The organism is Pseudomonas sp. NPDC087614, assembly GCF_044743485.1.
In the GTDB taxonomy this organism is placed as follows: domain Bacteria; phylum Pseudomonadota; class Gammaproteobacteria; order Pseudomonadales; family Pseudomonadaceae; genus Aquipseudomonas; species Aquipseudomonas baetica_A.
On the sequence record NZ_JBIUWN010000032.1, the window covers coordinates 16,585 to 28,570 of the forward strand.

Here is an 11,986-nt window from a genome sequence, read left to right on the forward strand (position 1 = left end):
ACTCACATAGTTAATCAGTTTAATACTTTTCACAGCATGAACTGAACAAACGAAAAGAGCCTTTGCACTAGACGTAAACCTTGGGACATCCCCAAGAAAACAGGCTTCAACCTCAGCCTTTAAGAGAGCGGGCTCAGCCCGATAATCTTCGATTGATCCGAGGCAGGACTCGATATAGTTTTTTCGCCCTTCATTACTCTTTAGAAGTAGCGGATGAAAAGACGCCTCAATCACCAAGCAATAATTAGCCGTGTCTCTCAATATCATTCTATTTTTAAGATTAGAAGCTTGATTAAAAACCTCACAAACCGCTGATACTCAGCAGTTATAATTTTATAGCACTCCACACAGCCAGCAACCATACAATCAATATAGTCCATCGGAATCTGTACACAACCATCAAACACTACCGCGTTCGGATTTTTGTTCAAAGATGCTTTTCCAATGATTTCTTTCCGAAATATATTTCCTATCCCCGCGTGCTCGGTGTCGGCAAGTCCATCTGTGTATTTAATAACATTCGGCACAAGCCCAGTTCTAGCTATTGCCGAACGAGACGCGTCAACATAGACATGATGAAATACTGCTTCCAAGTCAACCGGCACAGGATTTCCATGATGAGTTACTATATTTTCATAATGAAGATCGGTAACCCCTAACGAAGCAACTGCGGCAATCAAATAGCCTGCTAACTTATAATAGTTCTCTACCTCCGCTTGGCTCTTCAAAGGAACCTGATCACACCACTTCACCCATCCGAAATCCTGCCCCGATATATATTCAGGAAACTCCCAGCCTTGGATATCACATTGATCCTTAAAGAAATCCCCAAGAAACTCGCTTGTTTTCCTTTCCAGTTCCAGGTCGCGCAATTTCAAGGCAAAGGCGGGGCATCCCCGTACGTAAAATAGAGCGACATTTTTATTTCCATCGTGACTTTCATCCCCGAGCAAAAACACATCACTCACTTCATGAGCGTCCGCCAGAAAACCAGTCCGTAGCAATTCCGGAAGCGACTGAACAAAAGCCCCCTTTACTAAGGAAAAGTTTTCCAACTCATCCGCAAAAAGTTTATCTAGCAAGTACTGCAGTGATTCATATTTACTCAAAAATTCTAGATACAACTCATCCTTCTCTAAAAAATCCTCGTACGTCATACTGACGCCGAGATCTTCATTGACATGCGAAACTTCTGCCTCAATGGTTTGCCGAACATAACTTTCCACCTTGTTCGCAACATGTATAGCAAACGCATTAGCCAGTTTTTTATCGAACAAAGAAGCAAGATCGAACTCTTTACTCTTATACAGTTCATTCAGATAATCATTTACTAAAACTCTATGCGCTCCGAAATAAGTCGACATGGATTCAACTTTTGAAAAACCACTCATCAACATTTCCTTATGTCAAATAAAATACCGCCTTTCGGCGGTTTGCGACTAGTTAAAGACAACTACATTGGCACTTGGCACCAGCCCATAACACGTCCCGCTTTTTATTGATTTTGGCGAGTAGGAAGCATAGCAACACCTGCTGAAGCATTGAGTACAGTTACTTGTCGCCGGCCCCGTGTGTACAGGTCTTGTAAGCTCCATTCCAGGGGGAGTATTTTCAATTTGCAAAAGAAGTGGATCTACATACATTTTTACGAAGGCAGCACTCATCATGACGCCATCCGCCCGAATAACATTTTTAATAGATTCAATATCGACACTACGATTACTCATCTTACGTCCTTGTATTGCCATTAGAATGCTTTGAAAAATTGAGAATCATTTGGAGCTATAGATATATTGGATCAAACCTTTACGGTCAATAAATTCGAAGCAGGAACAGGACTAATATCCTGTAGGACTATTCCAGTGGGGCCATAGGAACAATCCAGACTCAATTCAAAATATTAAGTTCTTTCATACAAGAAATTGACAGAACAAAACGTCAAGATGACAGCTCACCCCAATAGTTGTTAATCCAACAACTATCAATTCATATAGTTCTCAAGCATTGGAAATAGCTATTCAAACTTGGTTCGAACTCTGCAACCTTCCCCGCCTCTCTCTCATTCCAGCAAGGAACGCCCTATGGCGCAGAGCGATGCCGGCAACGATCCCCCCCTCAGCGAAGTCCCCAAAGTGGCGATTCACCTAAGCGGCGACCTCGATCCGCACACGGGCTGGATCCGCATCCACGAAACCTGCACCCGTGGCTGCATCTATCGCGGCGAGTTATCCATGAAGAACACTGAAATTCCTGTAGGGACGGGCAAGCCCGCGCACAGGGGTGATGCATGACGAATTCATAAATCACAGGCAAAAAAAAACCGCAGTGGGCGATACCCATGCAGTTCTGTTGAATCGTTCGATGTTCGTTAAGGTGGTAACCCCACCAGCCACACCCCGGCACACAATGTTCCCGCTGTGGCTGCTTCCTTCCGGATCTGACCAGGTTCACGGGTAATCGTTGCGGGGGGACCGATGGGGTCACCATAACGACACTCACCTGTCGGCGAGCCGCGCCATTGTACCTATCTGAGACGAAGTTACAACCGTTGGTTTCAGATAAAAAACATGAAGAGGTTCAAGCACTTGCTATTGCGCTTGCAACACCTCATCCGCCCTGCCGCCCTCTTGCTGGATCACCAGGTGAATGAAGTGCAGCTTGGCAATCGCCGCCGCCGGCAACACGAACGGGTAGAAGTCCGGCTGACCCATGCTGCGTGACAATTCGTTGAGCATGCCGGCCAGTTCTATCCAGGCGTTGACGAACGACAGAAACGCCCCGCCGCCAGGATGTTCAGGTTCGTACAGAGTGCTTGGCGCAAATGGCTGGTAGTCGAAGTCCATTTCCCGCGCACTCATGCCAAAACCCAGCGCAGTGTCCACTGCGTCCATCATGTGCAGGTAATGCGCCCAGGTTTCCGCCCAGTCTTCCCAAGGGTGCATGGTCGCGTAGGCACTGACGTAATGCTGCGGCCAGTCCAGTGGGGCGCCTTGTTGATAGTGGTGGTCAAGTGCCTCGGCATAGCTGGCGCGCTCGTCGCCAAACAGGTTGCGGAATGATTGGAGCCATGGACCGTTAGCGATCAGCCGATCCCAGTAGTAGTGCCCAACCTCGTGGCGAAAATGCCCCAGCAGCGTGCGATAGGGCTCATGCATTTGCGCCCTCACCCGCTCGCGATGGGCGTCGTCGGCTTCTTTGATGTCGAGGGTGATCAGGCCGCTCGCGTGGCCGGTCATTGGTGAATTGCCTTCGAGGTCGACGCCGATGAAATCGAAGGCCAGTCCGGTTTCTTCACTCACCGTTTTCGGGATGACCTGCAAGCCGAGGGTGATCAGTTGTGCCACCAGGCGGCGCTTGGCCGTTTCCACCTTGCGCCACAGTTCGGGGTTTTCAGAAACCGAAAGATCGGGAATCGTGCGATTGAGGCTGCAGGCAACACACAGGAGGTCGCGACCGTTGTCCGGCAGCAACCAGTTGCACGCCGCAGGCGTATCGAGATTGGCACAACGACGGAACAGTCCCGCCTCGGGATCGGCATCCAGCGTCCAGGAGCCTTCCTGCGGCCCCGGTTGCAGCGAGGTCAGGCGACTTTGTTCAGACTGATAACCGAGCAATGCGCTGCAAGCCAGGCACTGACTGTTGCGAAAGAACAGTGACTGACCGCAGCGACACGGCCAGACTTTGCTGTTGCGTGAAGATTCGCCCATGAACGGCGCGACGATGCGAGAACTGAGTTGCTCGAAAAAGCGGTACATGGCGATCTCTCCTTGGGGCTTGCCAAGACTAGATCATTCCCGCCCAAAGATCGTTCCCACGCAGAGCGTCACTAGTGTCCGGTAAAACCTGTTTCATAGCAGAAGGCAGCCTTGAGCTGCCTTCTGCTCCGTTCGCTTCTGCCTTCGATGTTCAAGATGTTCGATGCTTGATGGCCGTTCGAACAACGTGTGGGCTAGCCGAATGACGAAGCTGGAAATAGCCCAGAGCCACCTGACCGGCGCTGATAAAGGTGCAGCAAGAGGTACGTGATCAAAGCGCTGTATATCTGAAGACGAACGGCATTTTCGGAGAACTTGAAGCATCTGTGCAAATCGGGTGCTGCTGAACATAGGCGAAAATCGAGCCTGAAAAACCTGATTATTGCTCAGGAAGCAGGCACAGCAAGGGGGAGCAAGCTCCCCCTTCAGTTTTTACCGGACACTAGTGACGCAATGCGTGGGAACGAGAGGTCAGACGGAGAGGCCACAGCCCTTCAGGAACGCGATAAATGCCTCCTCATCCATCACCTTCACCCCAAGCTCATTGGCCTTGGTCAGCTTGGAGCCAGCGCCTGGGCCGGCCACCACGCAATGCGTCTTCGCCGACACCGAACCGGCCACCTTCGCCCCAAGGCTTTCCAGATGTTCCTTGGCGACATCGCGGCTCATCAACTCGACCTTGCCCGTCAGCACCCAAGTCTGCCCGGACAGCGGCAAACCTTCGACGACCTTCTTCTCGCTGTGCCAGTGCATGCCGAAATCACGCAGTTGCTTCTCGGCCTCTTCGGCCAGTTGGCGATGCTGCGGCAGCGCAAAAAACTCACGTACCGAATTGGCCTGTTTCTCCGGCAATGCCTGACGCATGTCCAGCCAGTCGGCGCTCATTACCGCGTCGAGCGAGCCAAACCTGTCTGCCAGCTTCTGCGCCCCGCCTGGGCCGACCGAAGGAATGTGCAGCTTGTCGAGGAAGCCGCCCAGCGTAGTGCTGGCGGCAAACTCGGCGCCCAGTTCGCCCTGATCCTGAATCTGCAAACCATGCCCGAGCAATTCGCCGATCACCTGCTGGTTGTGCGCATCTTCAAAGAAGCTGTGAATCTCGTGTGCCACTTCCAGGCCGACATCCGGCAGATAGGTCAGCACCTGCGGCAACGCCTGTTGTACGCGCTCCAGCGAACCCAGCGAACGCGCCAGTACCTTGGCCGTTTCTTCACCAACATCGGGAATGCCCAGGGCATAGATGAAACGCGCCAGCCCCGGCTTCTTGCTGTCTTCAATGGCCGCGAGCAGTTTGTTGCCGGACACCTCGGCAAAGCCTTCCAGATCGACGATGTCATCAAACTTCAGCGCGTATAAATCGGCCGGCGAACTGACCAGGCCTTCATCGACCAATTGCTCGACGCTCTTGTCGCCGAGGCCTTCAATGTCCATCGCACGACGCGAGACGAAGTGAATGATCGCCTGCTTCAATTGCGCGCCACAGGCCAGGCGCCCCACGCAGCGATACACCGCGCCTTCGCTGACGGTTTCCTTGCCCTTGCTGCGCTTGATCAGTTGCGTGCGCTCAACGTGGGAGCCGCACACCGGACAGCTCTCCGGAATCGCCACAGGTCGTGCATTGTCCGGACGGCGTTCGGTGACCACTTGCACCACTTGCGGAATCACATCACCGGCACGACGGATAATCACGGTGTCGCCGATCATCAGGCCCAGCCGCGCGACTTCGTCCATGTTGTGCAGCGTTGCATTGGCCACGGTGACGCCCGCGACCTTGACCGGTTTCAGGCGCGCCACCGGAGTGACGGCGCCGGTACGGCCAACCTGGAATTCCACATCGAGCAACTCGGTGAGCTCTTCCATCGCCGGGAATTTATGCGCGATCGCCCAACGCGGTTCGCGGGCGCGGAAGCCCAGTTCACGCTGATCGGCAATGCTGTTGACCTTGAACACCACACCGTCGATTTCGTAAGTCAGCGAGCTGCGTCGCTCACCGATGTCGCGGTAGTAATCCAGGCACTCACCGATGCCTTTGGCCAGTTTCAGCTCGTGGCTGATCGGCATGCCCCACTTTTGCAATTGCTTGAGGTTGCCGATGTGGGTGTCGGAAATATCGTGGGAGACCTGACCGATGCCGTAGCAGCAGAACTCCAACGGACGGTTGGCGGTGATCTTCGAATCCAGCTGACGCAGGCTGCCGGCAGCGGCGTTGCGCGGGTTGGCGAAGGTCTTGCCACCGATGTCCAGTTGCGAGGCGTTGAGGCGCTCGAAACCGGCCTTGGACATGAACACTTCACCGCGCACTTCCAGGGTCGCCGGCCAGCCTTCGCCGTGCAGCTTCAGGGGAATGTTGCGCACGGTGCGCACGTTGACGCTGATGTCTTCGCCGGTGGTGCCGTCACCGCGTGTGGCGCCACGAACCAGCAGGCCGTCCTGATACAGCAGACTGACCGCCAGGCCATCGAGCTTCGGCTCGCAGCTGTACTCCACCGCCGAGCCACCGCCGAACAGATCGCCAGCCGGCAGATCCAGACCTTCAGTGACGCGGCGATCAAACTCGCGCATATCGGTTTCTTCGAAGGCGTTGCCGAGGCTGAGCATCGGTACTTCGTGGCGCACCTGAGTGAACGCCGTCAGCGCCACACTGCCGACACGCTGGGTCGGCGAGTCACGGGTGATCAACTGCGGGTTGGCTGCTTCCAGAGCCTTGAGCTCGTGGAACAACCGGTCGTACTCGGCATCCGGAATGCTCGGCTCGTCGAGGACGTGGTAACGGTAGTTGTGCTGATCCAGCTCAGCGCGCAGCGCTAGAATGCGGTTTTGGGCGGCGGTCATGGGTGTTCTCTCATAAAGCAAAAGAGCAGCCGAGGCTGCTCAATCTATTTTGCCGATTGCCTCTTTATAACGAGGCAATCTTTTCAATCAACGCTTATGGGTCAGGGCGCGGCGCTCGAACTCGACGATGCGCTGACGGTAATGCTCGATGGTCTGCGCGGTCAGGACGCTGCGTTGGTCATCCTTGAGTTCACCGTTCAGTTCCTGGGACAGCTTGCGGGCAGCGGCCACCATCACGTCGAAGGCCTGCTTCGGATGACGCGGGCCAGGCAGACCGAGGAAAAAGCTCACCGCCGGGGTGCTGAAATGATCGATGTCGTCCAGATCAAAGATGCCCGGCTTGACCGCATTGGCCATGGAGAACAGCACCTCACCGTTGCCAGCCATGCTTTCGTGACGGTGGAAAATATCCATCTCACCAAAACGCAGACCGCTTTCCAGAATATTCTGCAACAGCGCTGGGCCTCTGAAACCGGCAGCGTCGCGGCAGATCACGCTGATCACCAGAACCTCTTCGGCTTGCGGTTGATCCTTGTCACTGACCACCGGTGCAGCCTTGGCATCATTGGCGAAGTCTTCACGACTGCTGAAGCTCGGGCCGCCGTCCAGATCCAGGTCAAGGTTCAGGTCGCCCTGGGCCGGACCGTTGCTGCCACGCTTGCCACGCTTGGAGCCGGATTCGCGAGGCTCGCGTGCTTCGCGGGCCGGCATGCTCACCGACGGCAGATCGTGCTCGTCCAGTTGTGGCTCTTTATGGGTGTCCAGAACGCGGGCCGGGCCCAACAGCTCGGCGCTGGTGTCCTCGTCCGGCAGATTCGACAGACTTCGATCAAGACGGAATTTCAGTTTTCCCTTGCCGCCGCGCATCCGGCGCCAGCCATCGAAAAGAATACCGGCTATCACAATGATGCCGAGGACGATCAGCCACTCGCGCAGACCGATTTCCATGTAATCCCGTGCCTCTATAAAAAATGCTGAAAAATAAGGGGTTTACACTGTGCAAACCGCTTTAAAACGTGGCGCCAACTCTATGTTCTGACAGGTGTTTTGCCCACGTATACGAAAAATTGACATTAAACTAGCACGATCAAAGGCTTCGCAGCTACAAGCTTTAAGCTCCAGGCTGCAAGCCGCTTCACTTGCCGCTTGAAGCTTGCAACTCGCCGCTGCGCCGCTAGGCGTCCACCATCGCCATCGCCATCGCCTCCTCGACATCCACAGCTACCAGTCGCGAACAACCCGGTTCATGCATCGTCACACCCATCAACTGCTCGGCCATTTCCATGGCGATCTTGTTGTGAGTGATATAGATGAACTGCACCGTCTGAGACATCTCCTTAACCAATCGTGCGTAGCGTCCAACGTTAGCGTCATCCAGTGGCGCGTCAACTTCATCGAGCATGCAGAACGGCGCCGGGTTCAACTTGAAGATCGCAAAAACCAGTGCCAGCGCGGTCAGGGCTTTTTCCCCGCCGGAGAGCAAATGGATGGTGCTGTTCTTCTTTCCTGGCGGCTGCGCCATGATCGTTACCCCTGTATCGAGTAGATCTTCGCCCGTCAGTTCCAAATACGCGCGCCCGCCACCGAAAACTTTTGGAAAAAGCGCCTGTAAACCGCCATTGATCTGATCAAAGGTATCTTTGAAACGGTTGCGGGTTTCCTTGTCGATCTTGCGAATAACGTTTTCCAGCGTCTCCAGTGCCTCGACCAGATCGGCATCCTGAGCATCCAGATAACGTTTACGCTCGGATTGTTGCGTGTATTCGTCGATGGCCGCGAGGTTGATCGCACCCAGACGCTGAATCCGGGCATTGATCCGTTCGAGTTCCTCTTCGGCTTCGCGTTCACTGGCTTGTGCCGTTAATGTCGCGAGCACGCCATTGAGATCGTAGCCATCTTCGAGCAGTTGATCCTGCAGAGCCTTGCGGCGCACGGTCAGGGCTTGCCATTCCATGCGCTGCTGTTCGAGCTGGCCACGGATCAACTGCGATTGCTGCTCGGCTTGCGTCCGGCGTTTTTCCGCTTCGCGCAATTCACGGTCGGCATCTTCCAGGGCGATTTGCGCAGTCTTGAGTTCTTCGTCGACGGTCATGCGCTTGTCGAGCAGCTCTTCGAGTTTCAGGCGCAGTTCTTCCAGAGGGGCCTCACCCTCCTCCAGATTCAGACTCAACTGTTCGCGCTTTTCGGTCAGACGCTCGGCCTGCATTTCCAGACGCTCCAGCGCCTGGCGCGTGGAGTCATGCTGCGCGCGCAACGAGCCGAGCCGCACGGCCAATTGATGCGCATGGTCCTTGTGCTGCCGCGCTTCCTGACGCACGCGGTCGAGGCGCTCGCGCAAGCTGTCGCGCTGGGCCAGCAGCAACTCGCGTTGCTCGGTGTCCAGCGCCATGGCGTCGAGGGCGTCCTGCAATTGCATGCGCGCTTCGCCTATTTGCTCATGCTCAAGCTCACGCTGTTCGCCGAGCTCGATCAGCTCTTCATCGAGACGGGTACGGCGCAGCGTGAGTTGTTCGGCCTTGGCTTTGCCGGCGGACAACTGGGCTTTCAATTCACCTTGCTGACGGGCTTCGTCTTGCAGCAAGCGACGTAAATGTTCGCGACCGTTTTCCTGCTGACGCTGTTGCGCGCGCAGGGTTTGCAAACGGGTTTCCATCGCCTCGACCGTGGCTTCACGCTCTTCACGTTCGAGATGCAGCGTCTCGATTTCCTGGCCACGGGCAAGCATGCCGCTTTCGGCTTCGCTGGCACGGCGCACGCGCAGGAAATGCCGACCGACCCAGTATCCATCACGACTGATCAGGCTCTGCCCGGCGCTCAACTGACCGCGCAAGGCCAAGGCCTGCTCCAGACTGTCGACCGGTTTGACCTGACTGAGCCATGGCGACAGGTCAATCTGCGCCTCGACCTTGTCCAGCAAGCTGCCCGCCACTCGCACGCCATCGGTGCCGGGGCTGAGCAGGCGCAAATCGCCCTGAGTGAAGCCGGACAAATCAAAACCGTTGAAATCATCCACCAGCACCGCTTGCAGGTCGGCGCCGAGCACGGTTTCCACCGCCAACTCCCAACCGGCCTCGACCTTCAGGCCTTCGGCCAGACGCGGTCGTTCGGCCAGGTTGTGCTCCTTCAGCCATTCAGCCGTGCCGGTGCCCGGATCGAGCGCGGCTTGCTGCAAGGCTTCCAGCGAGGCCAACCGGCCATTCAAACGCTGCAAATCGCCCTGCGCCTGTTGCTGCGCGGTCAACGCTTGCTGCAACTCCTGGCGCAGTTGCTCAAGCTTTTCGACCTGAGCCTCTTCGCTGGTCTGCAAATCTTCAAGCGTCGCTTCGGACTCGGCGAGTTGTTCGTTGAGCGCAATGATCGCCGCGTCTTCCGGATCGGCCGACAGCAATGCACGCTCTTCGCCGAGGCGCTTTTGCCGATCGGCCAGACGCTCCATGCTGGTTTCCAGCTGCTGGATGCGCGACTGCTGGACTTCAGCCTGACGGCGCGGTTCGGCGGCGGTCAGGTTGAAGGTGTCCCACTGCTCCTGCCAGCCGTGCATGACGGTTTCGGAATCTTCCAGCGCGGCGGCAGCCTCTTCGGCGGCGGCGCTGGTGACTTCCTGCTCGGGGGTGAGCATGTCCAGCTCTTCACCGAGGGTCAGCAGCAACGTGCGGTCGTGGCCCAGGTGCGATTCGGTTTCCAGACGCGCGCGCTCGGCTTCTTTCAAGTCGTCCTGCAATTGACGCAAACGTTGCTGGCCGTGCTGGATGCTCTGCTCGACCCGGGCGATGTCGCCGCCGACCGAATAGAAGCGTCCCTGCACCAGATTGAAGCGTTCGGACAGGTCATGATGCCCGTCGCGCAGGCGCTCGATAGCGGCGTCGGCGTTACGTTGCTCGGCGACCAGCGCTTCGAAACTGATTTCCTGGGTGCCGATGATCGACTCGCGCTGGCCAACCTGATCGTTCAGATCCTGCCAGCGCAGGGCCGACAGTTGCGCCTTGAGCTGACGCTCCTCGGCTTTGAATTCCTGATACTTCTTGGCGGCCTCGGCCTGGCGGTGCAAGCGCTCGAGTTGACGCTCGAGTTCTTCGCGCAGGTCGGTCAGGCGGGCAAGGTTTTCGTGGGTGCGGCGGATGCGGTTTTCGGTCTCGCGCCGACGCTCCTTGTACTTGGAAATGCCGGCCGCTTCTTCGATGAAGTTGCGCAGATCTTCAGGCTTGGACTCGATCAGCTTGGAGATCATCCCCTGCTCGATGATCGAGTAGCTGCGCGGGCCGAGGCCGGTGCCGAGGAAGATGTCGGTGATGTCGCGACGACGGCATTTGGTGCCGTTGAGGTAATAAGTCGTCTGGCTGTCGCGGGTCACTTTGCGACGAATGGAAATCTCCGCGTAAGCGGCGTATTCGCCCAGCAGCGTGCCGTCGGAGTTGTCGAACACCAACTCGATGCTCGCCTGACTCACCGGTTTACGGCTGGTCGAGCCGTTGAAGATGACGTCGGTCATCGACTCGCCACGCAGGTTCTTCGCCGAACTTTCGCCCATCACCCAGCGTACGGCGTCGATGATGTTCGACTTGCCGCAACCGTTCGGCCCGACGACCGCCGCCATGTTACTGGGGAAGTTCACCGTGGTCGGGTCGACGAAGGATTTGAATCCCGCCAGTTTGATGCACTTGAGCCGCACGCTTAGGCGACCGTCAGGGCGGACACCACCAGATCGCAACTGCGCTGGGCGTAAGCCGTCAGCACGATGCGGATCTGCGGCAGATCACGGGCAAGCACGGCGGCCAGCAAGCGCTCGAACAGTTCGAGGAACTCGCTCATCTCGGCCTTGCGCTGCTCGAGGGCGAGGAAGTAGGCGCGGCTCATCGCCGGTTGCAGGTTCTCGACGGTCTCTTGCAGGTACGGGTTGTTGGCAAACGGATAGGCCGCGCGCATCACGGCGAAACTGTCATCGACGAAGGTACGGATGTCCTGACGCTCGTAGCTGGCGGTCAGGCGCTGCTGGATCTGCACGAACGGCGCCATGTCGGCCTGGTCTTGCCAGCCGTTGGCCACCGAGTTGCCGAGCAGGATGTACAGCTCGCTCATCAGCGTGCACAGGCTCTGCACCTTGTGCGCCGTCAACTCGGTGACGTGCGCGCCACGGCGCGGCAGGATCGCGATCAGGTGGCGGCGTTCGAGGATCAACAAGGCTTCGCGAACGGATCCGCGGCTGACATTGAGTGCCAGCGTGACCTTCTGTTCCTGGATGCGCTCTCCCGGCTTCATTTCGCCACGAATGATGCGTTCGGCGAGGTGGTGAGCAATTTGCTCGGCGAGGCTGTCCGGCGCCTTGAACGTCATGGTTGTCCTTCAAACTCTATCGATCTGCACAAGCGGCGCAGTGTAGCGCAAATGCACGGTCATGGCGGAGT

7 protein-coding genes, 1 other RNA gene and 1 pseudogene are annotated in these 11,986 nt (G+C 56.6%); 1 reads left to right on the top strand and 8 read right to left on the bottom strand.

Annotation, left to right across the window (positions count from 1 at the left end; translation table 11 throughout):
* Nucleotides 1-129: 129 nt before the first annotated feature.
* Both ACIOWA_RS14045 and ACIOWA_RS14050 read right to left on the bottom strand, forming a co-directional pair.
* Nucleotides 130-267, bottom strand: a pseudogene (locus ACIOWA_RS14045) (hypothetical protein); the annotation flags it as partial.
* On the bottom strand, nt 264-1,391 hold the full coding sequence (locus ACIOWA_RS14050; protein ID WP_401160325.1) for a DUF4135 domain-containing protein: 1,128 nt from the start codon (nt 1,389-1,391) through the stop codon (nt 264-266). The gene ACIOWA_RS14050 and the pseudogene ACIOWA_RS14045, both read right to left, overlap by 4 nt.
* Before the next feature lie 690 nt (nt 1,392-2,081).
* On the opposite strand from ACIOWA_RS14050, the gene ACIOWA_RS14055 reads away from it, so the two are divergent.
* A complete protein-coding gene (locus ACIOWA_RS14055; RefSeq protein WP_401160356.1) occupies nt 2,082-2,291 on the top strand; it encodes a hypothetical protein in 210 nt (69 codons plus the stop codon).
* An 89-nt stretch (nt 2,292-2,380) separates the two neighbouring features.
* Here ACIOWA_RS14055 and ffs read toward each other — a convergent pair.
* The 6 genes from ffs to ACIOWA_RS14085 all read right to left on the bottom strand — a co-directional run bounded on the left by ffs (nt 2,381) and on the right by ACIOWA_RS14085 (nt 11,915).
* Nucleotides 2,381-2,477, bottom strand: an RNA gene (ffs, locus tag ACIOWA_RS14060) — signal recognition particle sRNA small type.
* Nucleotides 2,478-2,588: 111 nt separating this feature from the next.
* The gene (locus ACIOWA_RS14065) at nt 2,589-3,755 is read right to left on the bottom strand and encodes a putative zinc-binding metallopeptidase (RefSeq protein WP_401160327.1); all 1,167 of its coding nucleotides are present in this window, start codon (nt 3,753-3,755) and stop codon (nt 2,589-2,591) included.
* Nucleotides 3,756-4,226: 471 nt separating this feature from the next.
* Complete coding sequence (gene ligA, locus ACIOWA_RS14070) at nt 4,227-6,584, bottom strand: NAD-dependent DNA ligase LigA (protein WP_339432453.1); 2,358 nt, start codon at nt 6,582-6,584, stop codon at nt 4,227-4,229.
* An 87-nt stretch (nt 6,585-6,671) separates the two neighbouring features.
* Nucleotides 6,672-7,532: a cell division protein ZipA gene (zipA, locus tag ACIOWA_RS14075; protein ID WP_401160329.1), complete on the bottom strand. Its 861-nt coding sequence runs from the start codon at nt 7,530-7,532 to the stop codon at nt 6,672-6,674.
* 226 nt (nt 7,533-7,758) lie between these two features.
* The gene (gene smc, locus ACIOWA_RS14080; RefSeq protein WP_401160331.1) at nt 7,759-11,253 is read right to left on the bottom strand and encodes a chromosome segregation protein SMC; all 3,495 of its coding nucleotides are present in this window, start codon (nt 11,251-11,253) and stop codon (nt 7,759-7,761) included.
* Nucleotides 11,254-11,255: 2 nt separating this feature from the next.
* Nucleotides 11,256-11,915: a GntR family transcriptional regulator gene (locus tag ACIOWA_RS14085; RefSeq protein WP_339432456.1), complete on the bottom strand. Its 660-nt coding sequence runs from the start codon at nt 11,913-11,915 to the stop codon at nt 11,256-11,258.
* Nucleotides 11,916-11,986 lie beyond the last annotated feature (71 nt).

Coding starts and splice junctions, on each gene's coding strand:
- ACIOWA_RS14050 (WP_401160325.1), bottom strand. CDS start 1,391: ATGAGTGGTTTTTCAAAAGTTGAATCCATGTCGACTTATTTCGGAGCG.
- ACIOWA_RS14055 (WP_401160356.1), top strand. CDS start 2,082: ATGGCGCAGAGCGATGCCGGCAACGATCCCCCCCTCAGCGAAGTCCCC.
- ACIOWA_RS14065 (WP_401160327.1), bottom strand. CDS start 3,755: ATGTACCGCTTTTTCGAGCAACTCAGTTCTCGCATCGTCGCGCCGTTC.
- ligA (WP_339432453.1), bottom strand. CDS start 6,584: ATGACCGCCGCCCAAAACCGCATTCTAGCGCTGCGCGCTGAGCTGGAT.
- zipA (WP_401160329.1), bottom strand. CDS start 7,532: ATGGAAATCGGTCTGCGCGAGTGGCTGATCGTCCTCGGCATCATTGTG.
- ACIOWA_RS14085 (WP_339432456.1), bottom strand. CDS start 11,915: ATGACGTTCAAGGCGCCGGACAGCCTCGCCGAGCAAATTGCTCACCAC.